Origin of the sequence: Pseudomonas sp. ADAK13, assembly GCF_012935715.1 — a bacterium.
Lineage (GTDB): Bacteria > Pseudomonadota > Gammaproteobacteria > Pseudomonadales > Pseudomonadaceae > Aquipseudomonas.
Map to the genome: position 1 here is coordinate 6,645,685 of NZ_CP052860.1, position 23,646 is coordinate 6,669,330.

Genomic DNA, 23,646 nt, shown 5'->3' on the forward strand with positions numbered 1-23,646 from the left:
TATGAGCGATAAATTCAATCCTGAGGATATGCCAATCCTCAGCCTCACCACGACAGGCACGACTCGTTACGAAGCCTCGCGCTTTCTCGATAGCCCGGAAGCTATCGCGGCTTACTTGGCTGAAAGCCTGAAAACCGGAGAGACGGAAGGTCTTATTCACGCTTTGGCTGAAGTCGCAAAAGCCAAAGGCGTCAATAAGGTCGCCAAGGATGCCGGGGTCAATCGTGAAAGCCTTTATAAAGTGTTGAAAGCCGGCTCGAAAACGCGGTTTGAAACCATCAGAAAGCTAATGACCGCGATCGGTTTGGAGCTCACTGTACAACCGATTACGGCACTGGCTGTCACTTCAAAAGCGGCTGCTCCAAGAGCCGGCAAACCTGTTGTAGCAACCAAGCCTGCCGCGAAAATGCGATCCTGATGATCATGATGTGCCCTTTCATCGTCCGATCATGTTGAAGGCCGCAACGGCGCCAGCCGGCTGAGCTTGGTCATCTGTTTGAATATCAGGCCAGGCGCAACCCGGCTGGCCACCTTCAGCACCTTGCTCAGGCCCGGGCTTATTTCCAGTTGGCCGGCTTCGATTTGCCGAATGCATTGCTGCACCATCAGCACCGGGTCCATGCCTTTTTCGTTCTTCATTTCTTCCGCGAACTCGGCCCTGAGCAGCGGTGTTTCGGTGCCGGGCGGGGCAAGCTCCACCACGGTGACCGCGCTGCGCTTCACGCGCCTGAGTGAGCGAGTCGGCGGCATCAGCCAGAAGATGCTGACGCAGACCTTGCGAGGAATGGAGAGGGACGGCCTGGTGGTGCGCAAGGTCTACCCGGTCGTGCCGCCGAAGGTTGAATACAGCCTGACAACCCTCGGCTTTACGCTGGGTGCCGCCTTTTGTGGCGTGTGGGTCTGGGCGGCTGACAACCTGGAGGAGATTGAACAGGCACGGGCGGATTTCGATCTACGGTGCAACACCGAGTCATAAGGCCGCAACGTACTGGAGCACCTCTCCAATCCCGTCAATATCGGGGGCCTCGCTCACGGCGGCTTGCGGGCTGCACCATGGGTAACTCAGGCCGGACACCCAGCTCATCACGCTCCCCAGGTCTGACGCCGGCAGTGTCTTCATATGCTCGATGGTGATCGTCAGCCTTTCGACCAGCCCCGCTTCGGCATTGAACTGCCATTCATACACACCACACCCTACCCGGGCTTCGCCGGAGCTCTTGTCGGACATGCCCACCAGCCATTGGCACTGATAGGTTTTGGCCCCCGCCTCCGGTGGCGGCCCCAGGCAAAACGTATAGACGTTTTCAAAGGTCTGCCCGAACCGCCTCACCAGCACATCGCCGATGCTGCCCACCCCTTCGACGTGGGGCGGAAACGAGATGGACCCGGTGCGCACCACCATGTCCAGGATCGCGTCCGGAACGAACGCCCGGCTGAGCAAATGCGGGCGGTTGCCGTCCTTGGCGAGTATGTAGTGCTGAATCGCGAGTTGAGCAGTGTTCATGGTTTTTCCGTCGATTCCCTATCGGATGCTGCTTAGGCCTTCTGGATCAGCTCTCAGAAGAAACAACCGTCTCATCAGCAGATTCAGCCGCCAGTTTCAGGCGGTCTGCTTTACTGATGTACTTGTCCTTGCGGGCCGGTGCCAGTTTGGCACTGGCCTTTTTCGCCTTGGCCTTGAACAGCTGCTGTAGTTTTTTTTGACGATTCATGGTTTCTATCCGGTGTGTAATCAGTGCTTGCCGTGGTGATTATCCATCTTTCATGCCGTCATCGAAGCACATTTAATTCACGGCACTCCACAGCGCCACAGCGGTCTGTGCCTATACGCCCCTATTCTCGCCCAGCGGAGCCACCATGATCATCGTCCACCACCTCAACAACTCCCGTTCGCAACGCATCCTGTGGCTGCTCGAAGAACTCGGCCTGCCTTACGAAATCAAGCGCTACCAGCGCGACCCGAAAACCAACCTCGCGCCACCTGAACTCAAGGCCATCAATGCCCTGGGCAAATCACCGGTGATTGAAGACGGAGCCCAGGTGGTCATCGAGTCCGGCGCCATCATCGACTACCTGATTCGCCGCCACGGCCACGGTCGCCTGCAACCCGACCCTGCCACTGCCACGTACGACAAATACGTGCAATGGCTGCACTTCGCCGAAGGCTCGGCCATGCTGCCGCTGATGCTCAACCTGTATGTCGGACGCCTGGGTGATGCCGGCGCGCCGCTGCATCCGCGTATCGAATCAGAGGTGGCCAATCACCTGGGTTACCTGGACAACGCGTTGGGGCGATCGCCGTACCTGGTGGGTGAGGAATTGACCGGCGCGGATATCCAGATGAGCTTCATCGGCGAAATCGCCCGGGCCCAGGGCAAGTTGCAGGCGTACCCGAATGTGGCGGCGTGGGTGCAACGGTTCCAGGAACGGCCTGCGTATCGCAAGGCGCTGGAACAGGGTGGGGAATATGCGTTTGCGAAATAAAGAACATGACCGGGTTTGACTTCAAGGCACGATTTATAGCGGCGCTGCCGTTCGTGCCGCCGGAACTGGACCTGTGCCTTGGCGAATTTGTCGTCTACGAGGCAGGCCAGGTGAGTGCCCTGGCGCCACAAGACTCGCAGTTCCTGCTCAAACAGGGACTTCCGCGCGACGCCGCCCCCTTCCTGAGTTTTGAAGCCTACAGCGCATCGCAAATCGCCCACCGGCTGACGGTGTACGGGCTTAGCAATGACTATTTCCCACTTGGGCACAACGGATCGGGGGACGTTTTGGCAATCGATCGTCGAAGCCGCGAGGTCGTTTGCTTCAACCATGACTTCGATAACGAGCGTGTTTTCATCAATGCTACCTTGATGCAATTTGCGCAGTGCCTGTGCCTCTTCCAGGAGCATCTGCGTGACGGCAGGATTGATCGATGCCTGGCTGAGATCGAGCGGGTTGACCCCGCAGCGGCAGTGCCGGGTGCGATGTGGACCGACGCGGTCAGCGAAGAGCTTTGTTGAATTGCTTTAACGCCCTGCATAGGGATAACTGTAGGGCGCATACAACTTTGAGATAACACAGCATGTTCGAACTCGCCCCCATCCTGACGTATATCGCGGTGGTCATCGGTCTGTTCCTGATCCCCGGCCCCGCCGTATTGCTGGTGATCACCCGCACCCTCCAGGGCGGGCGCAAGGTCGGGATCGCCACCGGACTCGGCGTTGCCTCGGGCGACCTGATCCACACGCTGTGCGCAGCACTGGGCCTGTCCGCGATCCTGATGACCTCGGCCGTGGCGTTTAACGTGGTGAAAGTCGTCGGCGCCTGTTACCTGATCTACCTGGGCGTACGCGCCTTCATGGCCAAGCCTGGCGCCACCACGCGCAAAGACCTGCCCACGGTGACATCGACCCAGGCGTATTTCCAGGCGGTGGGCGCGGAAGTGCTGAACCCGAAAACCGCAATCTTCTTCCTGGCCTTCCTGCCGCAATTCATTCACCCGGAATCGGGTTCTTCCCTGGCTCAATTCGCGGTGCTGGGGTTGATCTTCTCAGGGCTCAGTGCGGTGTACACCACCCTGATTTCAGTGGCGATCCGTCCGTTGAGCCAATGGATGGTGGGGCTTTCAAGGCTGCGCCGTTGGGAGGGGAAAATCATCGGCACGTTGTTCATGGGGTTGGGGCTGAAAATAGCGTTTCAGCAGCGTTAATTCGTAGCTGGGAGCTGTCGAGCTTTGCCGGTTAGACCCTCGCAGCTTGAGTGAACACGATTCGGGAGCCCTGGAGTCACTCCACTGCAAACCGCTGCCGCTTAACCCGGTACATCTCGCCGTCCGCGTGGCTGAGCAGGCTGTCGGCATCTGCCCCATCCGCCGGGTAAAACGCTACGCCGATACTGCAGGACGGCATCTTAACCGCGCCAAACTCAGCGCTCAGGGGCTGGGCCATCACCGTAAGTATCTGCTGCACTTTCGCCGACACGGCTTCCGGTGACTGGATATCCGTCAGCAGCACGGTGAATTCATCCCCGCCCATCCGGGCCACCAGGTCGCTCTCACGCACACACCCTTCCAGCCGTCGTGCAATCACGCAGAGCACGCGGTCGCCCACGGCATGCCCGTGCACATCATTGATGCCCTTGAAGTCATTGACGTCCAGAAACAGCAAAGCCAGAGGACTTTTGTGGTGGTGGGCGGCTTGCAGGGCCTCGTCCAGCCGGTCATTGAACAGCGAGCGATTGGTGAGGGCCGTCAGCGGGTCGTGATGGGCGAGGAAACGCAGCTCTTCCTCCGCCTGCGTCAGGGCCGTTACGTCCCGCGCAACACCGATCCGCGCCCCCACTTCCTCGGACCAGAAGGCCGCCCACAGGATGTGCACGACGCTGCCATCCTTGCGGATATAGCGGTTGCGGAAGTCGACGTGGGGTTTGCCATTCATGACCCGCACGATCGAGGCCCGGGTGCGCGCCAGGTCTTCAGGGTGCATGTAGTTCGTGATCGGGGTGCCGGTCAGCTCATCAGCGCGGTAACCGAGCAACGCTTCGCAGGCATCACTGACAAAGACAATCTGGTTTTCACTGTCGACCACGAACACCGTATCCAGCATCAGGTGGATCAGTTTGGGATAGAGGGCTTGCAGGTCAACGGGCATGGGGCATCGGGCGTCCGGTTCATATGGGCCGATCATAGCCCGATCATGCCGGATGGCAAAAAGGAATCATAGCGGCCCGCAGAATAGCCGCAGGCAATGTTGTTGGGCCAACTGGGTTGCCACCAGCAGGCTGCGCCACCCTTCGAGGTCGCAGGACAGCGCGCGCCAGAGCAGCCACGGCCAATAGGTGTAGAGGTGGAACACGTACCAGATCATTCGATGGACCGGATTTTATAATGAACGAATGATTGGTATGCTGAACAACAGACAACACAGCGTCAGCCCCTTTAAGGATGATTTGAAGAACAAATGACTGACATAACGAACAACCTCAACCCGAGTCGAATCGACCTGCTGGCCCTGTCGATCAAGCGCGAACGCCAGGCCGCCGGGCTTTCGTTGACGGAACTGGCGAAACGCGCGGGGGTGGCGAAGTCGACCTTGTCACAGCTGGAGTCCGGGATCGGCAACCCGAGTATTGAAACCCTGTGGTCGCTGGCCACGGCGATGGGGTTGCAGGTGACCCGGTTCTTCGAGCAGCCCCGGCAGCACCTGCGGGTGATTCGCGCCCACGAAGGCCTGACCACCTATACCGAAACCGGCAACTACGCGGCGACGCTGCTTGCGGATTGCCCGGCGGGCGTGCGGCGCGATATCTACCGGCTCAAGGTGCAGCCCGGCGAGGCGCGCCTGTCTCAGCCCCACCCTGCCGGCACGGTAGAACATGTGGTGCTGTGCAGCGGCAGCGCGAACATCGGCCCGGCCAATGAGCCCGTGAGGCTGCATGCCGGCGACTACATCAGCTACCTGGCGAACGCGCCCCATGTGTTTGAGGCACTTGAGGCGGACACCACCGCGGTGATGGTGATCGAGCACCCTTGAGCGGTGGGCATGCGCCCTCAGGCATGGATAGGCAGGGCCAACCCGAACAGCACAAAAAACCCGCCACACACCTTATTGAACCGGCGCCCGGTTCTGGCCAGCCAGGGCCGGACCCGGTGCGCGGCGCTGGCCACCAGATACTCAACGATGAACTCCACCACGGCGTAGGTCAGCGCGATGGTGAGCGTCTGCGCGATGATGTTCCGGTGGGGATCCAGGAACGGTGGAATAAACGCGGTGAACAGCAGCAAGGCCTTGGGGTTCGAAATGGCCGACACCAGCCCCTGGCGGAACAGCGGCCAGCTCCGTGAGCTGGTAGTGCCGGTCGCCTCAAGGCTGACCGGCGCCGCCCGCCACAGCCCGAAGCCCAGCCAGATCAGATACAGCCCACCCGCCACTTTCAGGGCAGTGAACAAACTGGCCGACGCCTGGATCAGCGCCCCCAACCCCAACGCACACAGCGCCAGCACCAACGCAAAACCGAGCACGCCGCCGGTGATGGTGAACAGCGTTTTGCGGCTGCCATGAAGGGCGCCATGGGTCAGCGCCAATAACGCATTGGGGCCTGGCACCACCGCGATGCCGAAGCAGGTAACCACGTAAAGCAGCCAGGTATCAAAGGGCATGGTCCGATCCAGTAGGTGTTGGTTCTGGGCAGAATGTTGCGGGTGAACAAACCTTCATGAAAAGCGCATAATTCAGGCCTTAGCCATTCGATTAACGAATAGAGGTCACCGCGATGCCGGCCAGTGATTTGCAACTTGATTGGCTCAAATGCTTTGTGGCCGTGGTGGACGCCGGCTCGCTGTCGGGCGCCGCCCACGAGGTCAACCGCTCGCAGTCCGCCGTCAGCATGCAGATGAAGAAACTCGAGGCGGCCCTTGGGCGGCAGTTGTTGAGCCGAGGCCCCAGGCACCTGCAACTGACCGCCGACGGCCAGACCCTGCTGAGCTACGCCCGGCGTATGCTCGCCCTGCACGCCGAGACCCAGGCGGCGTTTCACGGTGAAGAACTGACCGGGCGCATCCGCCTGGGCGTCGCGGAAGACTACGCGGCCCGGTACCTCACGCCGCTGCTCAAGCGCTATTCGCCACGCTACGCCGGGGTGGAAATAGAACTCACCTGTGAACAGTCGACCACGCTGATCCCGCAGTTGCGCAGCGGCGACCTTGACCTGGCGCTGGTGTCCAGGGACTCGCCCCAGAGCGGCACCTTCCTGTTCAAGGAGCCCATGGTCTGGGTCGGCTCACCCCAGTTCGAACTGTGGCGACGCGACCCGATCCCCATCGCCGTCTACGAAAGCGCCAGCCTGGCCCGGCATTACGCGGTGAACTCGCTCACCCAACGGGGGCGGGCATTCAAGGTGGTGTACAACAGCTCCAGCCTTGCCGGGCAGGTGGCCGCCGTAGAGGGCGGGCTGGCGATTGCCGCGATCACCCAGTGCACCGTGCAGGAGTCGCTTCAGGTGTTGGGGAGCGAGCACGGCCTGGGAAACATTCAACCCATGGAAGTTTCGATTCTGCGTAGCCGGGCGTCTCGCGGGTCTAAAGCCGTCAACAGCCTGCATGCATTCATCATCCGGGCGCTGAGGGCTCAGCCGTAGTCGTTTTGTGATGTGTGGCACCGGCCTCTGTGGCGAGCGGGCTTGCCCCGCGTTGGGCTGCGCAGCAGCCCCAAAACCTGCCACCGGGTAGTGCCTGACAGAACACGGCGGCGCTCAGTGGGGCCGCTTCGCAGCCCAACGCGGGGCAAGCCCGCTCGCCACACAAGCCCTGTTTTCCTTAATAAACATTGAGGAGGGTGCGACAGAGCATTTCGGCACAATCATCGAGCGCTTCGGCGCAGTGCCGCGTCCAGGTGTTATTTAGCATCAAGGCTCAACCCACGCCTGGATATCACCGCGATGAAACTCAAAGTACTTGCCCCCGCGATCACCCTGATCATGGCCGCCAGCGGGCACGCCGCCAGCTTCTCCCTCAGCAGCCCGGACATCGCCGACCAGCGCCCACTGACGCGCCTGCAGGAATTCAATGGTTTCGGCTGCAGCGGCGGCAACACGTCCCCTGCCCTGTCCTGGAGCAACGCCCCGGCGGGCACCAAAAGCTTTGCCATCACCGTCTACGACCCGGACGCCCCGACCGGCAGCGGCTGGTGGCACTGGACCGTGGTCAACCTGCCCACCACCGTCACCCGCCTGCCGAGCAATGTCGGTGCCCACCTGCCGGCCGGGGCCGTGCAAGGGCGCACGGATTACGGCCAGCCCGGCTTCGGCGGCGCGTGCCCGCCCGTGGGTGATAAACCCCATCGCTATCAATTCACCGTATGGGCGTTGAAAGTCGACACGCTGCCGATCGACAATCAGTCCAGCGGCGCCCTGGTCGGCTACATGCTCAATGCCAACAGCCTGGCCAAGGCCACAATCACGGCCCCTTACGGACGCTAGTCACGATGGATGTTCACGAAGGTGTGCGGCACAGGGAAAGCATCATTGAAAGCTGCGTGATCAGGGCCCGGCAACATCACACCCTGCAACGCGTGCCGATCTTCATGACGGCCCTGTGCCGCGTGCGCCAAGGGCAAAAACAGATGCAGTGGGACGCGCGCGAAATGCGCGCAGGCCCGCAGGATTTGATTTTGCTGCCGGCGGGGCGCGAGCTGGGCGTAACCAACTTTCCCGGCGCCCAGGGTGACTACATCGCCGACGTGGTGTCGTTTCCGGTGCCGGTGTTGCGTAACTTCATCGCCCGGTATGGCGCACAATTCAAGGGCAACACGAACACAGACCTGTGCGTGCGCCTGGACAAACAGACCCGACAAGCCTGGGACCAACTGCTGACCGCATTGGGTACCGGCGCCCCGGCGACCTTGTGCACCCACTATGGCGAAGCTGTGTTGCTGTGCCTGTGCCTGGCCGGCCAGGCGGGGCCGTTGCTGATGGACCGCAACGACCCGCTGAGCGAGCGGGTGCAGCGGCTGATCAGCAGCCACCTGTCCCGTGACTGGACGGTGGCCAGCGTTGCGCAGCAGTTGAATCTGGGGGAGTCGACCCTGCGCCGGCAGTTGGCCAATGAGGATGCGAGCTTCAGGTCGATCCTGGAAAACGTGCGACTGGGGGCTGCCTTGCAACAGCTGCAAACCTCCAGGGATTCCATTGGGGAGATTTCCAACGCCTGCGGGTATGCGTCGGCTTCAAGGTTTGCGGTGCGGTTCAAGTCGCATTATGGGCTGTCGCCACGGTCGTTGCGGGCGGCGATGTGAGGGTGTCGGGACGAGGTTTATCGAATCCCCTCTACCCCTCGCAAATCGCTTTCAGACCCAGGATGGTGGTTGGTGTACTGCCAATATGAGTGGCCGTGCTGACAACCATATTAGCGCCAGTGTCACCTTCCAGATGATAGGGCTTACCGTCACACACCTTGGCAGCTTTCTGGTTTATGTTCTCCAGCATCCCCTCCCTGGAATTAAAGATGCTGCCATGGCTCGTGATCATGTAGACGCCAGGCGTCACTTCATAAGCCCCGGTAAAGGTACATCCCGTTAACAGCAAGGCAACAGAACCGCTCAAGAGTAACTTCTTCATGTGACCTCCCAGTCAATATCCAATGATTAATTCGCGAAGTTACTCGCCACAAACAACCGTTGCTTCAGCGCCGCTGCCATGAGCGCGCATTCAACAATGCTACTGTTTTGACATCATCCTGTCCACGGACCGACACCCACAAAAAGAGACGGGTCTATTTTTAATCAAATAGACCCGTCCCCTGTTGAGCGCCCTCTTCGTGGCGAGGGCAAACCGGTTACTGAAGCGCTTTGGCTACCGCGTCAAAGGCAAACATATCGTCGATTACCTTGCCACCCGTGGGTTTGGTCTGTGCCTGCCACACCACAATCACCACATTCTTGGTCGGGTTGATGTACACGTACTGCCCAAACGTACCGGCCGCAGTAAAGGCTTTATCCGCCTTGGAAGCGTCGGTCCAGCCCGGCCACCACATAGACGCAAAGTCACCATACGCCGCATCTGAACCCGTGGTCGCGCTGGCAAAACTCAACCAGTCCTTGGGCAATACCTGCTGCCCACCGGCCTTGCCGCCGCTGAGCACGAACTGCCCAAACCGTCCGTAATCCTCAAGCGTCGCACTGATGCCGCTGCCGCCCACTTCATTGCCATGGGTACCGTCCAGCCACCACTTGGCGTCGGTTTGCATGCCATAAGGCGCCCAGATTTTCTCACTCAGGTATTGCGTGAGTGGCTTGCCCACCGCAGCGCTCACCAGTTGCCCCAGCACTTGGGTCTCACCGGTGCTGTAGTTGGTGCGGGTGCCAGGTGGCGCGGCGGTTTGCAGACTGGCCATGAACTTCAGCAGCGACCCGGGCACTTGCTCGCTACGCAGTTTGATCAAGTGGCGTTCGTCGGAGGTCGGGTCGGTGTATTGCTCGTTCCACTTGATCCCGGAACGCATGGACAGGATCTGGCGCACCGTAACCTGGTCATAACCGCTGCCCGCCAACGCCGGCAAATAGCGAGTGACCTTGTCATCCAGGCTCTTGATGGCGCCGTCCTGCAGGGCCGCGCCCACCAGGGTCGAAGTAATGGATTTGGCCACCGACATCGACATCCACCGGGTCTCGGCGGTGTTGCCTTTTTCATAACGCTCATCAACGATCTTGCCGTCCTTGAGCACCAACAGCCCGGTGACCTTGTTGATCGCCACATAGTCGTCGAGGCTGTAGTGCTTGCCTTTATAGTCAAAGGCAACCGGCCCGAGTGGTTGGCTGCTGCGGGGTAACGGGAACGGATGGCCGCCCGCCTTGATCGTGCGCGTCGGGAACAATCGGTCGGTATTACGGAAGGTAGTGACCGCCAAGTCCTCGCTGAGCCTGCCGTCATAGATGGCCTGCACGTCGCCGATCGGTTCCTGTGCATGGGGGTAAGGCTTTGCGGGATCCGGGGTGGCCGCGCTGGCGGTCAACGACAGGGCGAGCGTCGAAGCGCACAGCAACATGTAAAGCGCGCTGCGTTCAACCAGGGATGAAGGGCGATGGAGCACGGGCATAGGCACCTCTTTATTATTGTTTGATCGGTCTTGAAACGCTGCTGCACATCAGCTCCACTGACATGCCGAGGCTCAGGATGCAGCGCGGGATTATTTCTGGCGCGCGGGATCGGGCCGGATTAAGCGCGGACTCGGGCCATGGAAAATCCGGAGGGTTTACACACACGCGAGCGCTCTGCTCAGGGCGTCTTATCGATGAGACTGATGATTACTATCGAAATGGTCGCCTATTGGCTTACCAAAACCCCTTCCTATAATCGCCTCCACTTTCTCCCTCCCGTCTGTCCGCAGGCGAAATCTCCTCCCGGAACCCGACACCATGCCAAGCGCAAGCCGGGCCCCTAGCGGCCTCCCCGAACATAATCAACAAACCGTCCTGCAACAGTGGCTGGCCATTCTCTCAGTGGCCGTGGGCGCTTTCGCCCTGGTCACCAGCGAATTCCTGCCGGTGGGCGTACTCAACGACGTCGCCGCCGACCTCGGCATCAGCGCCGGCCACGCCGGTCTGATGGTCACCCTGCCCGGCATCATGGCCGCCCTCGCCGCCCCGTTGCTGTCGGTGGGCATTGGCGCCATGGACCGCCGCTACCTGCTGATCGGCCTGACCCTGATCATGATCATCGCCAACATGGTGGTGGCCTACGCCAGCGACTTCAGCCTCCTGCTGTTCGGCCGCGTACTGCTGGGCATCAGCATCGGCGGCTTCTGGGCCACGGCCATCGCCCTCAGCGGCCGCCTGGCCCCCAAAGGCGTGGGCGTCGCGAAAGCCACCTCCATCATCATGATGGGCGTGACCCTGGCCACCGTCCTCGGCGTGCCCGTCGGCACCTGGCTGAGCGGCCTGATGGGCTGGCGCATGACCTTCCTCGTCACCGCACTGGTGGGCATACCGGTACTGCTGGCACAGATGTTTTTGCTGCCCCGCCTCGAACCGGAAAAAGCCATCCGCGTCAGCGACCTGCCGGCCCTGTTCATCAACCCACAAGCCCGGGTCGGCCTCATCGCCGTACTGCTGATCGGCCTGGCGCACTTTGCCGCCTACACCTACGTCGCACCGTTCTTCAAAAACAGCTCCGGCTTCGACGGCCCGACCATTGGCTCTCTGCTGCTGCTCTACGGCGTGGCCGGCGTGATGGGCAACGTCTTCGCCGGCTTCGCCGCCAACCGCAGCGTGCGCCACACCCTGCTGCTGGTCGCCCTGATGATCGGCGCCAGCACCGCCCTGTTCCCCTACTTCGCCACCGGCATGACCGGCGCCGTGATGCTGATCGCCCTGTGGGGCTTCGCCTTCGGCGCCTTCCCGGCGTGTGCGAGTATCTGGATGTTCGTGGTTGCGCCCAAGGATGTTGAACGTGGCATGCCACTGTTCGTGGCGTTGTTCCAGGTGATCATTGCCGTGGGCTCGTTCTTCGGCGGGCAGATCGTCGACAAGATGGGCACTTCGGTGCTGTTGAGTCTGGCGACGGCGTTGGTGGGCGCTGGGTTTATGACCGTGCTGGTGTTGGGGCGCAAGGTGAGTAATAGCCTGGCGGCCCAGCCGGCCTGAGTATGAAAAACGGGACTGATGGATTTCAGTCCCGTGGCTTGTGGCAGTGAGCACGGCACCTTGCTCCATTGCCTACAGTTGCGTCAGAATCCGCCGGCTTGTGCACCTGGGTTGGCGTCTCTAAGGTTGCTCGGTCGCTGAAACCTCAGTGATCGGGTTTAGTAGCCCGAGGTTAACTGCAAGTGCATAAGCAGCATCCATCAGACCTTCTTGTCTGTGCTTGATGGTGGCTGTGCGCAGGGCGTCTTCGGGCGCGCCGGCTTTTGTAGTTTCCCCGGTCTACTAACCTGCGTACAGCCGCCACCCCATTCGTTTAGTAGCGAAGTGGTGACGGCCCAGCTCAGGAAAACTACTGATATGTTTAAGGTAACGCCGAATCCTCCGGGAACTCCCGATCTCAAACTACACCAGGCAGCCCAGCGCGCCCTGGATCACTATCTCAATCCCTCCTCCACCAAAACTACCCCGCCGTCGGGTGCGCTGTTCAGTGTTGCGGCGGATGCCAGCAGTGAAAACCTGATTACCAATAGCTATGAAACCTTTGCCTCGGTCAGCGCGTTGCTGCTTGATCTGTCGGAAGAGCTGAGCGGGAAAGACCGTGATGTGGCGTTGGCGATTCATCAACTCAGTGAGTTGGGGGTGCTGTTGGTGGGTAAGCTGATGGATCGGGAGGTGCCTTGTAGCTGAGGCCGGGCGTGGCACAAGCTGTTCGACTAGCTCATTTGATTCGCTGAGGCACTGTAGGCATCTACAGCGGCTCAGCGACGATGAATGCCGCGTGTCACATTCATATGCATAAGTCGCCTCTCTTGCGACGTTCCAAGACTGCTTTCGGCCAAAAGCAGCCGCCCACGCATGGCCTTTTCCAGCCCAAAAAGATAATAATCGGAGCGGAGACGGCCTATTGAAAATTGGCTACATGGCTGAATACGTCTCTTCTTCAGCATTCCATTATCGAAATCAGAGTAAGACTCATGGGCGCGCCCATCATTATCGGCAACAGCTATGACCTCTGGGTCAGCAACAGCATGAAAGATACTTTTTGCGAGGTACTCACCGCTGTCGCAACCTTGGAAGGCCATGATGTGAAGGCCATATATGAGGAGGCACCAGGTGTGGCCGGCACCTATGGTGTTCCAGGCGTGGGTATCCTTCTCGACGAGTTCTATCTCTATCTTGGCGGATTTTCCGGGGTTCGACGCCACCTCGATGTTTGCCGAGTACGGCTAGACGAAGTCAGAGAATCTTGCGGACTGTCGCCAGTTGCTGCCGAACGCATGGCACACCTACTGGCATGGGCCGCATACCATATGGATGGCAACCCGATCCCTGTAGGCGGCTCTTTCTATGAGAGCTGGCCTCCTGACGCAGCTGAAACAAGGTAATACCCGCCTGCTTTCGGCCAGAATATGCCAGTCACAAAAAGCTGTTTTCGAGCCAAAGCGGACAATACGGAGAACCTATGTACACAGTGACCGTCGTTAGCGAACGGCCCGACTTCAGATGTTTTCTGGATTTGCTCTATGGCCCTGGGCGAAACGTAGACACGGATGGTGATTCATACCCTGTGAACAGCCGCTCTTGGACATACCTGTATGTGAAGGACAGAGAGAGCGATGACCCTTACATCGAAATCCATGCGAGCGAGGTAGATATCTCAAGGTTTACCGTGCAGTCCGACTCGTCGAGGCTGGAGGCCCTGGCTGCGTTGTACTTGTACCTGACCTGTGGTGGGTCAATCTCCTCTTCAGATCAGGCACTTGATAAAGCCGCCATCGAAATGTTGTGCGACAGATATTCCGTTGAGCTCTGCCGAGCCCATGGATCTATTTGGCATCAGTCGGCAGATAACGCGCCTTACTCACAGGAGTGAACGACGGCTTGTTTCGGAGCGCGCAAACGTCCGCTCTTGGCCGATTGCTGCCTTTCGCGACTGACCGAAATCGACCCTAAGCTGCTCTTCGCGAAAGGCAGCAATCGGTCAGAAATAGCCTCCAAATCCAGACTCGCCAAGCATGAGCTAAACCTCATCAGACCGTCTTGATGAAGGAATGCAAAATGTTAGGGACACCAGCGGTGTTCAGCGCCTGCCACGAAGGTAAGTGGCGTTCGATTTATCTCTACCTCCAGACAAAGGGAGAGGATCTCTATCTGACTTTTGAACAAGGAACTGCCGGCAATTACTTTCTCAAGATTAAGCGAGAACACATTGCTAGGGTTTCAGCTTTCTTTGCTGCGCCTTCTAACCGGGCGACTGTTACATGGAAACCGTCAATATTTTCGTGGTACCGCCTTAGCTTCTCTGAGAGTAATCAGCCGGGAGCGCTCGCCATTCGGATACTCGCCTTTACCCCTCTCTCGATCAGTGGAACGACTGTTCCATTCGCCATAGAGAAATTGGTGCAACTCGGCCACGTAATGCAAGCGCTCGTCGATTGCCCTCATGAACCTGATTGAGAGGTCGGTTTTGGCCGATAGCCAACCGTGAAGGCTCCCTCCACCCACCGCACAACTCCAAATTTCATCCCAACTCCCGCCCCAAAAACGCCGCAGTCCGGCTGCTCTTGCTCTTCGCAACTGTCTGCGGCGTGCCACTCACCACCACCTTCCCGCCTCTATCCCCGGCCCCCGGCCCGATATCAATCACCCAATCACTCTGCGCCACCACGCGCATTTCATGCTCGACCACGATCACCGTATGCCCCGCCTCCACCAGATGGTTCAACTGGCTCAACAACCGGTCCACATCCCGCGGATGCAGCCCGGTCGTCGGCTCATCCAGCACATACAACGTCGCGCCCCGGGCATTGCGTTGCAACTCGGTCGCCAGCTTGATGCGCTGCGCCTCGCCGCCCGACAGCTCCGTGGCCGGCTGGCCAAGGCGCAAATAGCCCAAGCCAATATCGCGCAGTACTTGGAGTGAGCGCAGCACGCCCGGTTGCTCGGAAAATACCTCGACCGCCTGTTCAACGGTCAGCCCCAGCACTTGGGCGATGGTCAGCCCTTGCCACTTGATCGCCAGGGTTTGCGGGTTGTACCGCGCGCCGTGGCACGTCGGGCATGGCGCGTACACGCTGGGCATGAACAGCAATTCAACGCTGACAAACCCCTCGCCTTCGCAGTTCGGGCAGCGCCCTTTGGCGACGTTGAAGGAGAACTGCCCGGCGTCGTAATTCCGCTTTTTCGCCGCCGGAGTAGCGGCGAACAGTTTGCGCACGTTGTCGAACAACCCGGTGTAGGTCGCGAGGTTGGAGCGCGGTGTGCGGCCGATGGGCTTCTGGTCCACTTGAACCAAACGGCGGATGTGTTCCAGGCCGCCGCTGATGCGCCCGCCGCTGGTTTGCGGGGCGTCGTCTTCCAGGCTGGGTTCGTCTTCGCTTTCCACCACGCGGCCCAGGCCTGCGCCTACCAGCTCCAGCAGTGCCTGGCTGACGAGGCTGGATTTGCCCGAGCCGGAGATGCCGGTGACGGCGGTGAAGCAGCCCAGGGGGAAGTCCACGCTCAGGCCGTTGAGGTTGTTGCGCGTCACGCCTTCCAGGCTCAGCCAGCCGGTGGGTTGGCGCGGGGGTTGGCTGACCGGGCGTTTTTCGGCGAACAGGTATTCGCGGGTTTGCGAGGCTTCGATCTGCGCGAGGCCTGCGGGTGGGCCGCTGTACAGGACCTGGCCGCCGTGCTCGCCGGCAGCGGGGCCGACGTCGATCAGCCAGTCGGCGCGGCGCATGGTTTCCAGATCGTGTTCCACCACGAACAGGGAGTTGCCGGCAGCCTTCAAGCGGTCGAGGGCGGCGAACAGGGCTTCGCCGTCGGCGGGGTGCAGGCCGGCGGAGGGTTCGTCGAGCACGTAGATCACGCCGAACAGTTGCGAGCCCAGTTGGGTGGCCAGGCGCAGGCGTTGCAGTTCGCCGGAGGACAGGGTCGGCGTGCTGCGTTCCAGGGCCAGGTAGCCCAGGCCAAGGTCGGTCAGGGTGCTGACGCGCTCCAGCAGGTCCTGGGCAATGCGTTGGGCAGCCAGGCGTTTTTCCACAGAGAGTTTTTTGTCGCCCTGCCCTTCGGCCACCGGGCGCAGGAGTTCGGCGAGTTGCAGCAGGGACATTTGCGACAGTTCACCAATGTCCACGCCGGCAAATTTCACTGACAGCGCGGCCTTGTTCAGGCGTTTGCCTTCGCACAACGGGCATGGGCTGCCCTGCATGAATTGCGAGACGCGCTTTTTCATCAGGGCGCTTTGGGAGTGGGTGAAGGTGTGCAGGATGTAGCGCCGGGCGCCGGTGAAAGTGCCCTGGTAGCTGGGTTCCAGTTTACGTTTGAGAGCGTCGCGGGTTTGGGCTGGCGTGAAGCCGGCGTACACCGGAACGGTGGGCGTTTCTTCGGTGAAGAGGATCCAGTCGCGCTGTTTTTTCGGCAGGTCGCGCCAGGGGATGTCGACGTCGTAGCCCAGGGTGACGAGGATGTCGCGCTGGTTCTGGCCTTGCCACGCCAGCGGCCAGGACGCCACGGCGCGCTGGCGTATGGTGAGGGACGGATCGGGCACCATCAGGGCTTCGGTCACTTCGTACACGCGGCCAAGGCCGTGGCATTGCGGGCAGGCGCCTTGTGGCAGGTTGGCGGAAAAGTCTTCGGCGTAGAGCATCGGCTGCCCCGCCGGGTAGCTGCCGGCGCGGGAGTAGAGCATGCGGATCAGGCTGGACAAGGTGGTGACACTGCCCACCGAGGAGCGCGTGCTGGGCGTGCCGCGCTGTTGTTGCAGGGCCACCGCGGGGGGCAGGCCTTCGATGGAGTCGACATCGGGTACGCCCACCTGGTCGATCAGGCGGCGGGCGTAGGGCGCGACGGATTCGAAGTAGCGGCGCTGGGCTTCCGCGTAGACGGTGGAGAATGCCAGCGAGGATTTGCCGGAGCCTGACACGCCGGTGAACACCACCAGCGCGTCGCGGGGGATGTCGACGTCGACGTTGCGCAGGTTGTGTTCCCGGGCGCCCCGCACCCGGACGAAGCCTGGGCGTTGGTTGGAGAGTGAGGCGTCGGGGGGCAGGTTGCGCTGGGAAGTCATGGGTAACCTTATCGGTGTGCTCAAGGCAGTGAAGATCAATTGTGGGAGCCGGGCTTGCCCGCGATGACGGAGTGCCAGTTACCGGATGGGGTGCCTGACACTCCGCCATCGCGGGCAAGCCCGGCTCCCACAGTGGTTGGGTGTCGCTGGCTGGATCTCCATTCGTCACATCATCCGGGAGGTCAGCACCGAGCGCACCCGCTGCGCCAACTCATCCGGGCTGTAGGGTTTGCTCAGCAGGTGAATATCCTGGCTCAGCAGGTGGTTGCTGGAAAGAATGTCGCGGGTATGCCCGGAGGTAAACAGCACCGCCACCGCCGGCACTTGCTCACGCGCCCACTCGGCCAGGTCGGTGCTTTTGACCCGCCCCGGCATCACTACGTCGGTAAAGATCAGGTCCGGTTGCAGGCCGGCGCGCAACATCCTCATGGCCTTGTCGCCGTCTTCGGCGATCAGCACGGTGTAGCCGGATTGTTCCAGCAGTTCCACCGCGGCGGTGCGTACGCCTTCGTTGTCCTCGACCACCAGGATGGTCTCCTGGCCGCCGGTGTGTTGGGTGAGCTCGACGGGCGCTTCTTGGCTTTGCGGCTCTTCGAGGCTGCGCGGGAAATACATCTGCACCAAGGTGCCGCTACCCACTTCGCTCTCCACCTCGACGTGTCCGCCACTTTGCCGCACGAACCCGAACACCATGCTCAACCCCAGCCCGGTGCCGTGGCCATCCGGCTTGGTGGTGAAAAACGGTTCGAAGGCCCGCGCCATGATCGTCGCCGACATGCCGGCGCCACTGTCGGAGACGGCCAGGCGCACGTACTCGCCGGGGCTGATGCTTTTGCCGGCACAGTCCGGGGGGTTGAGGATGATGTTTTCGCCAGTGATCCGAATCACGCCCTCGCCTTTCATGGCGTCCCGGGCGTTGATCGCGAGGTTCAGCAAGGCGTTTTCCAGTTGATTGCGGTCGACGTTGATGCACCACGGGTCTTGAGGCAGTTGCACATCAATGTGGATGGTTTCTCCCAGCGCCCGCTGCAGCAGTTCGCCCAGGCCTTCGTAGATGCGCAGCGGGTTGTACACCGCTGGCGAGAGTGGCTGGCGACGGGCAAACGCCAGCAGTTGCGAGGTGAGCTTGGCCCCGCGCTCCACCGCCGCAATCGCGGCGCTGACCCGGCGCTGCACCTGGGGGTTGTCCGGCTCATGCCGGGCCAGCAGGTGCAGGTTACCGGCGACCACTTGCAGCAGGTTGTTGAAGTCGTGGGCCACGCCGCCGGTCAGGCCACCGATGGCTTCCAGCTTCTGCGACTGGCGCAGCTGCTCTTCGGCGGTGGAGCGGGCCTGCACTTCCGCCGCGACGCGCTGCTCCAGGTTGTGGGTGAGTTCCTGGCGCAGGCGCTCGGAGATCATATGTTCGGTGGTCTCCACCACAATCGCCAACACCCCGCCCGGCCGCTGGTCATCGCCGGCTACAGGGCTGTAATACAGGTCCATCCAGACTTCTTCCGGGCGGCCGTCGCGCAGCAGTTCCAGGGGCAGATTGCGGTACGACAAGGTGCCGCCGGCCAGGCAGGTGTCGACCACATGGCGGTTGAAGTCGGCGACTTCCGGCCAGCCCAATTCCACCGGCACCCCCAGCAGATACGGGTGACGGCCACCGGCAAACACCGAATAGCTGTCGTTGTAGATCATGTAACCCGCCGGCCCCCACAGCATCACCATGGGCATCGGCGAGGCCAGCATCATCTGCACGGCACTCACCAGGCTGCCGGGCCAGTGGTCCAGCGGGCCGAGGTCGGTGCCGGACCAGTCGAAAGCACGAATCCTCTGGGCCATTTCCCCAGCCCAGCCTTCACAGCCGTGGGTATTCGATAAAAACTGCATCGGTCGGCTCTGCAAAAAGATAAAAGGTGGGCGGCAATGAAAACTTTGAGCCTGACAGCAGCGGTTGGTTTCATTGCATAGTGCTGATGCGCGGATGAACGGACAAGGGCCGGCTCAGCGAAAATCCCGGCTGCGCACATTGATGCCTGACAACAAGGGGGTCAGGTCGGTCAAGCGTCCGGCGATCAGGTGCCGAACCTCCCCCACTGCCTCCCAGCGCCCGTCCACTTTGAGCAGCCGCGAGCCCACCAGCGCCTGGCGTTGGCGCTCGGCCAAATCACGCCAGACCACTACGTTGATATTGCCGAACTCATCTTCCAGGGTGACAAAGGTGACGCCGCTGGCGGTCCCCGGGCGTTGTCGACCGGTGACCAAACCGGCGACGCTGACATTGCGTCCATGCTCGACCCGCAGCAACTCTTGGGAACTGCGACAACGCCGCGCCCGCAGTTCATCGCGCAACAACGCCAGGGGATGTGGACCGAGGGTGGTGCCGACGCTGGCGTAGTCGGCATACAAATCCTCGCCCACCGTCGGTTGCAGCAGCTCCACCACCGCCTCTTCGGGGCTGGCCACCCCGGCAAACAGGCCGAGTTGTTTCTGCACCCCGGCCACCTCCCAGCGCGCCCGGTGCCGATGCCCGGCCAGGCCACGCAAGGCCCCGGCATCCGCCAGCAGCTCCTGGGCGCGGGTGTCCAGGAGGGCGCGTTCGCCGAGGTCGGCAATATCGGAAAATGCCCGGACCTGGCGCGCTGTTTCGATGCGCCGGCCATCCTCTTCGCGAAACCCGGAGATCATCCGCAAGCCCATGTGAATGGCCGGTTGCTGGCCGTCGATCGGTTCAAGGCTGCAGTCCCAGTCACTGGTCTGCACGTCCACCGGGCGGATCTGCAAATGATGGCGCCGGGCGTCCTGCAGGATCTGGTCGGGGCTGTAGAAACCCATGGGCCAGCTGTTGATCAGGGCGCAGGCAAACGCTGCCGGTTCGTGGCATTTGAGCCAGCAACTGGCGTAGGTCAGCAAGGCGAAACTGGCGGCGTGGGACTCGGGAAACCCGTAGCTGCCAAAGCCCTTGATCTGCTCGAAAATCTGCGCGGCGAAGGCTTCGGTGTAGCCGTTTTTCAGCATGCCGGTGCGCAGGCGCTGCTGGTGGGGTTCGAGGCCGCCGTGGCGTTTCCAGGCGGCCATGGAACGGCGCAACTGGTCGGCCTCGCCGGGGCTGTAGTCGGCAGCGACCATGGCGATCTGCATGACCTGTTCCTGGAACAGCGGGATGCCCAGGGTGCGCTTGAGCACGCTTTCCAGTTCCGGCGATGGGTAGGTTTCGGGTTCTTCCTTGTTCCGCCGCCGCAGGTACGGGTGCACCATGCCGCCCTGGATCGGGCCCGGTCGCACGATAGCGACCTCAATCACCAGGTCGTAGAATTTTTCCGGTCGCAAACGCGGCAACATCGACATCTGCGCCCGCGATTCAATCTGGAACACGCCGATGGTGTCGGCCTTGCTGATCATCGCGTAGATCGCCGCGTCTTCCTTGGGGACCGAGGCCAGGCTCAGGTCTTGATTGCGATGGCGGCGCAACAGGTCGAAGCAGCGGCGAATCGCGCTGAGCATGCCCAGCGCAAGAATATCCACCTTGAGCAGGCCCACCGCGTCGAGGTCGTCCTTGTCCCACTGGATGATGGTGCGCTCGGCCATGGCGGCATTTTCCACCGGCACCAGGGTGTCCAGCGGGTGTTCGGAAATCACGAAGCCGCCGGGGTGCTGGGACAGGTGCCGGGGGAAGCCGATCAGTTGCTGAGTGAGTGTGAGCACCCGGCGCAACACCGGGCTGTCGGGGTCGAAGCCGCCTTCGCGCAGGCGCTCCAGGGGCGGCGCTTCATCGCTCCAGCGCCCGCAGCAGTCGGCCAGGGCGTTGACCTGATCCGGCGGCAACCCGAGGGCCTTGGCCACATCGCGCACCGCACCGGCGCCGTGGTAGCTGCTGACCACCGCCGTCAACGCGGCGCGGGTGCGGCCGTAGCGCTGGAAGACGTATTGCAGCACTTCTTCGCGGCGTTCGTGTTCGAAGTCCACGTCGATGTCGGGCGGCTCGTTGCGCTCCCGTGACAGGAAGCGCTCGAACAACATGTTCATCAGGCTGGGGTCGATCTCGGTGATGCCCAGGGCAAAACACACCGCCGAGTTGGCCGCCGAGCCGCGGCCCTGGCACAGGATCGAACGGCTGCGGGCGAAGCGCACAATGTCGTGCACGGTGAGGAAGTAGCTTTCGTAGCCCAGCTCGGTGATCAACTTCAGCTCATCGTTGATCTGCCCAAGGGTCTTGGCGTCGACACCGTCGGGCCAGCGCTGGGCGATGCCCTCTTCGGTCAGGGTGCGCAGCCAGGTTCCCGGAGTTTGCCCTTCGGGCACCAGTTCTCGCGGGTATTGATAGCGCAACTGGCCCAGGTCAAAGGTGCAACGCCGGGCGATGTTCAGGGACTCTTCCAGCAAGTGCGCCGGGTACAGCGCGGCCAATGCGTCGAGTGTGCGCAAGTGCCGCTCGCCATTGGGGTGCAGGCGCGTGCCGGCCTCGGCCACCGGGACGTGATGACGGATCGCGGTCATGGTGTCTTGCAGCGCACGGCGGCCACGCACATGCATGTGCACATCGCCGCAGGCCACCGCCGGCAAGTGCAGGCTGGCGGCCAGGTTCAGGCGTTGCTCAAGGTGGCGGGCATCGTTCTGACCGCAGTGCAACTCCACCGCCAGCCACAGGCGGTCGGTGAAGGTGCTGCGCAGCCATTGGATATGGGCCTGGGTGTCGGTGTCTTCAGCCATCCATAACGCCAGCAGACCTTGCACGCAGGTGAAGTCTTCCGGCAGCAGCCGGTAGTGACCTTTTTCCGCACGGCGGCGGGCGATGGTGATCAGCCGGCACAGGTGCTGGTAGCCCTCCAGGTTCTCCACCAGCAGCACCAGCTTGGGGCCGTTTTCGAGGCGCATCTCACTGCCGATAATCAGCGGCAACTCGACCGCCTTGGCCGCCTGCCAGGCACGGACGATGCCCGACAAAGTGCATTCATCGGTGATCGCCAGGGCCTCATAGCCTTGCTGTTTGGCCCGTTCAAACAGTTCCCGCGCACTGGAGGCGCCACGCTGGAAGCTGAAGTTGGACAGGCAATGCAGCTCCGCGTACTTCATGCAAACCAGCCTTGCAGCCACAGCGCGCCGCTTTCGCCCACAGCGCGATAAGCCCAGCCCTGCTGGCCCGCGCGGGTGCGCACCAGGTAGTAATCGCGGCGCACATCGGCGCCATCCCACCAGCCGGACTCGATGCGCTCCGGGCCCATCAAAATTTGCAGGCCCTGTTCGGCCAGGGGCGTCGGTTCAGGCAACAACCAGCCGGGGCGCTGCACAGTGTTTGAGGGCACGCACGGGCGCAGGTCAGCACCGGGTTGCCAGGCGCATTCGGGGCGGTGGTCGGCGTGAAAGCGCAGGCCTTGCACCGCCTCGTCCCCCAGCCGCGCCCGCAGGCGTTCACGCAGTTGTTCCCACGGCAGGGTTTGTTGCGGGCGCTCGTCGAACAGGTCCTGGCGCTGGGGCACAAACACCGGCAGGTCCTGGGCCACCAGGCGAAAGCCACGCACCGGCGAGGTGACTTGCACCTGCTCCAGGCGACCACGGGCCAGTTCGAACAGCATCGCCGCGTCGCGCTCGGCGCTGAGCAGGCCAACCTTGATGAGGGTGTCGGGTTCAGCGGCGTGTTCCAGGTGCAGGTCAAAGCGCTGCACGCCACTGTCGCGGCCACACAAAAAAGCCGACAGGTCGCCGGTCAAACGGCGCAACGGAAACAGCAAGGCCTGGTGGGACGACACATCAAAATTCAGCTCGATGCGCACATCGAAGCGGTCCGGCGGCTGGTAGAACGCCAGGGCCAGGGGCCGTTGCCCGCTCAGTGCATCGAGGTGCTTGAGCAGCGCCGCGTCAAAGCGCCGGGCCAGGGTATGCCGGGGCAACGCCTGCACCTGGGCCAGGGTGCGCAAGCCCATGCGTGATAACGCGGTGGCGGCGTGCGGGTCGAGGCCGGCGCGGTCGATGGGGATGGGTGCCAGGGCGTGTTGCAGGCATGGGTCATCGGCCACGGCCAGGCCGTCGTAGGCATTCGCCAATATCCGCGCCGCCGCCGGGTTCGGTGCGGCGACGATGCGGTGACGAAACCCCAGTTCGGTCAGTTCCTTGCGCAAGCGCGCCTCAAGCTGCGGCCACGGACCGAACAGGCCCAGGCTCGATTCGATTTCGAACAGCAACGCCCGTGGGTAATACACGCTGACCTGGGAACTGAAACGGTAGGCCCAGGCGGCCAGAAACTGCTGCCAGTATTCGATCTGCGCCGGGTCGTATTCGGCGCAGGCAAACGCCTTGGTCAAGGCATGGGCTGCCGTCAGGGATTGGCCGGGGCGCAGGCCGAGTTTGCGTGCGGCGTCATTGACGGTTTGCAGCACCCGCCGCTGCGGCGTGCCGGCCAGCAGGGCCAACGGCTGATCCGGCTCGGGGCGCGAACGCAGCACCCCGTCCAGCGCCAATTGCGGGAAGACAATACACACCCAGCGCATGCCAACC

The 23,646-nt window shown here is 61.8% G+C and carries 25 protein-coding genes; 13 read left to right on the forward strand and 12 right to left on the reverse strand.

Going from position 1 to position 23,646, the window contains the following annotated elements; translation table 11 throughout:
* Position 1: 1 nt before the first annotated feature.
* A complete protein-coding gene (locus tag HKK54_RS30685; RefSeq protein WP_010172120.1) occupies positions 2-418 on the forward strand; it encodes an addiction module antidote protein in 417 nt (138 codons plus the stop codon).
* A 29-nt stretch (positions 419-447) separates the two neighbouring features.
* Here HKK54_RS30685 and HKK54_RS30690 read toward each other — a convergent pair whose 3' ends face one another.
* Positions 448-639, reverse strand: coding sequence for a hypothetical protein (locus HKK54_RS30690; protein WP_177325002.1), 192 nt, complete (start codon positions 637-639; stop codon positions 448-450).
* Between HKK54_RS30690 and HKK54_RS33820 the strand changes: the two genes are divergently transcribed.
* Positions 620-976, forward strand: a complete 357-nt coding sequence (locus HKK54_RS33820) for a winged helix-turn-helix transcriptional regulator (RefSeq protein WP_010172124.1) — start codon at positions 620-622, stop codon at positions 974-976. The two genes, HKK54_RS30690 and HKK54_RS33820, sit on opposite strands and share 20 nt — an antisense overlap.
* Here HKK54_RS33820 and HKK54_RS30700 read toward each other — a convergent pair.
* Positions 971-1,504 carry a hypothetical protein gene (locus tag HKK54_RS30700; protein WP_169388916.1) on the reverse strand — a complete coding sequence of 178 codons (534 nt, stop codon included), beginning with the start codon at positions 1,502-1,504 and terminating at the stop codon, positions 971-973. The genes HKK54_RS33820 and HKK54_RS30700 overlap by 6 nt on opposite strands.
* Before the next feature lie 46 nt (positions 1,505-1,550).
* Positions 1,551-1,712: a DUF2986 domain-containing protein gene (locus tag HKK54_RS30705; RefSeq protein ID WP_010172128.1), complete on the reverse strand. Its 162-nt coding sequence runs from the start codon at positions 1,710-1,712 to the stop codon at positions 1,551-1,553.
* A 145-nt stretch (positions 1,713-1,857) separates the two neighbouring features.
* Between HKK54_RS30705 and HKK54_RS30710 the strand changes: the two genes are divergently transcribed.
* The 3 genes from HKK54_RS30710 (at position 1,858) to HKK54_RS30720 (ending at position 3,694) form a co-directional block, all read left to right on the forward strand.
* Positions 1,858-2,484 carry a glutathione S-transferase family protein gene (locus tag HKK54_RS30710; protein ID WP_169388917.1) on the forward strand — a complete coding sequence of 209 codons (627 nt, stop codon included), beginning with the start codon at positions 1,858-1,860 and terminating at the stop codon, positions 2,482-2,484.
* A gap of 5 nt (positions 2,485-2,489) precedes the next feature.
* A complete protein-coding gene (locus HKK54_RS30715; RefSeq protein ID WP_169388918.1) occupies positions 2,490-3,005 on the forward strand; it encodes an SUKH-4 family immunity protein in 516 nt (171 codons plus the stop codon).
* Between the two features lie 62 nt (positions 3,006-3,067).
* Positions 3,068-3,694 (forward strand): LysE family translocator, encoded by a 627-nt coding sequence (locus HKK54_RS30720; RefSeq protein ID WP_169388919.1) that lies wholly within the window; start codon positions 3,068-3,070, stop codon positions 3,692-3,694.
* 76 nt (positions 3,695-3,770) lie between these two features.
* Here HKK54_RS30720 and HKK54_RS30725 read toward each other — a convergent pair whose 3' ends face one another.
* Positions 3,771-4,634, reverse strand: coding sequence for a sensor domain-containing diguanylate cyclase (locus HKK54_RS30725; RefSeq protein WP_029615970.1), 864 nt, complete (start codon positions 4,632-4,634; stop codon positions 3,771-3,773).
* Positions 4,635-4,700: 66 nt separating this feature from the next.
* Complete coding sequence (locus tag HKK54_RS30730) at positions 4,701-4,850, reverse strand: hypothetical protein (RefSeq protein ID WP_169388920.1); 150 nt, start codon at positions 4,848-4,850, stop codon at positions 4,701-4,703.
* A gap of 93 nt (positions 4,851-4,943) precedes the next feature.
* Between HKK54_RS30730 and HKK54_RS30735 the strand changes: the two genes are divergently transcribed.
* Entirely contained in the window at positions 4,944-5,516 is a 573-nt protein-coding gene (locus HKK54_RS30735) for a helix-turn-helix domain-containing protein (RefSeq protein WP_169388921.1), read from the forward strand.
* Positions 5,517-5,533: 17 nt separating this feature from the next.
* Here HKK54_RS30735 and HKK54_RS30740 read toward each other — a convergent pair whose 3' ends face one another.
* Positions 5,534-6,142, reverse strand: coding sequence for a LysE family translocator (locus HKK54_RS30740; protein ID WP_169388922.1), 609 nt, complete (start codon positions 6,140-6,142; stop codon positions 5,534-5,536).
* Between the two features lie 113 nt (positions 6,143-6,255).
* Between HKK54_RS30740 and HKK54_RS30745 the strand changes: the two genes are divergently transcribed.
* The 3 genes from HKK54_RS30745 to HKK54_RS30755 all read left to right on the forward strand — a co-directional run bounded on the left by HKK54_RS30745 (position 6,256) and on the right by HKK54_RS30755 (position 8,774).
* On the forward strand, positions 6,256-7,119 hold the full coding sequence (locus tag HKK54_RS30745; RefSeq protein ID WP_169388923.1) for a LysR family transcriptional regulator: 864 nt from the start codon (positions 6,256-6,258) through the stop codon (positions 7,117-7,119).
* 300 nt (positions 7,120-7,419) lie between these two features.
* Positions 7,420-7,959: a kinase inhibitor gene (locus HKK54_RS30750; RefSeq protein ID WP_010172144.1), complete on the forward strand. Its 540-nt coding sequence runs from the start codon at positions 7,420-7,422 to the stop codon at positions 7,957-7,959.
* Between the two features lie 5 nt (positions 7,960-7,964).
* Positions 7,965-8,774, forward strand: coding sequence for a helix-turn-helix transcriptional regulator (locus HKK54_RS30755; RefSeq protein WP_169388924.1), 810 nt, complete (start codon positions 7,965-7,967; stop codon positions 8,772-8,774).
* Between the two features lie 31 nt (positions 8,775-8,805).
* On the opposite strand, the gene HKK54_RS30760 is transcribed toward HKK54_RS30755, so the two are convergent.
* Positions 8,806-9,096 carry a hypothetical protein gene (locus tag HKK54_RS30760; RefSeq protein WP_169388925.1) on the reverse strand — a complete coding sequence of 97 codons (291 nt, stop codon included), beginning with the start codon at positions 9,094-9,096 and terminating at the stop codon, positions 8,806-8,808.
* Positions 9,097-9,313: 217 nt separating this feature from the next.
* The gene (locus tag HKK54_RS30765) at positions 9,314-10,573 is read right to left on the reverse strand and encodes a serine hydrolase domain-containing protein (RefSeq protein ID WP_169388926.1); all 1,260 of its coding nucleotides are present in this window, start codon (positions 10,571-10,573) and stop codon (positions 9,314-9,316) included.
* A gap of 319 nt (positions 10,574-10,892) precedes the next feature.
* On the opposite strand from HKK54_RS30765, the gene HKK54_RS30770 reads away from it, so the two are divergent.
* From HKK54_RS30770 to HKK54_RS30785, 4 genes are all read left to right on the forward strand, one after another.
* A complete protein-coding gene (locus HKK54_RS30770) occupies positions 10,893-12,119 on the forward strand; it encodes an MFS transporter (RefSeq protein WP_169388927.1) in 1,227 nt (408 codons plus the stop codon).
* A 357-nt stretch (positions 12,120-12,476) separates the two neighbouring features.
* Complete coding sequence (locus HKK54_RS30775) at positions 12,477-12,806, forward strand: DUF6124 family protein (protein WP_169388928.1); 330 nt, start codon at positions 12,477-12,479, stop codon at positions 12,804-12,806.
* A 287-nt stretch (positions 12,807-13,093) separates the two neighbouring features.
* Positions 13,094-13,504: a hypothetical protein gene (locus HKK54_RS30780; RefSeq protein ID WP_169388929.1), complete on the forward strand. Its 411-nt coding sequence runs from the start codon at positions 13,094-13,096 to the stop codon at positions 13,502-13,504.
* Between the two features lie 673 nt (positions 13,505-14,177).
* Positions 14,178-14,576 carry a hypothetical protein gene (locus HKK54_RS30785; RefSeq protein ID WP_169388930.1) on the forward strand — a complete coding sequence of 133 codons (399 nt, stop codon included), beginning with the start codon at positions 14,178-14,180 and terminating at the stop codon, positions 14,574-14,576.
* A 64-nt stretch (positions 14,577-14,640) separates the two neighbouring features.
* Here the strand turns inward: HKK54_RS30785 and uvrA are convergent, their stop codons facing one another.
* From uvrA to HKK54_RS30805, 4 genes are all read right to left on the reverse strand, one after another.
* Complete coding sequence (gene uvrA / locus HKK54_RS30790) at positions 14,641-17,169, reverse strand: excinuclease ABC subunit UvrA (protein ID WP_169388931.1); 2,529 nt, start codon at positions 17,167-17,169, stop codon at positions 14,641-14,643.
* Positions 17,170-17,334: 165 nt separating this feature from the next.
* Positions 17,335-19,044 carry an ATP-binding protein gene (locus tag HKK54_RS30795; RefSeq protein ID WP_169388932.1) on the reverse strand — a complete coding sequence of 570 codons (1,710 nt, stop codon included), beginning with the start codon at positions 19,042-19,044 and terminating at the stop codon, positions 17,335-17,337.
* A 114-nt stretch (positions 19,045-19,158) separates the two neighbouring features.
* The gene (locus HKK54_RS30800) at positions 19,159-22,227 is read right to left on the reverse strand and encodes an error-prone DNA polymerase (RefSeq protein WP_169388933.1); all 3,069 of its coding nucleotides are present in this window, start codon (positions 22,225-22,227) and stop codon (positions 19,159-19,161) included.
* Positions 22,224-23,639 carry a Y-family DNA polymerase gene (locus HKK54_RS30805; RefSeq protein WP_169388934.1) on the reverse strand — a complete coding sequence of 472 codons (1,416 nt, stop codon included), beginning with the start codon at positions 23,637-23,639 and terminating at the stop codon, positions 22,224-22,226. The genes HKK54_RS30800 and HKK54_RS30805 overlap by 4 nt, the downstream gene beginning before the upstream one ends.
* Positions 23,640-23,646 lie beyond the last annotated feature (7 nt).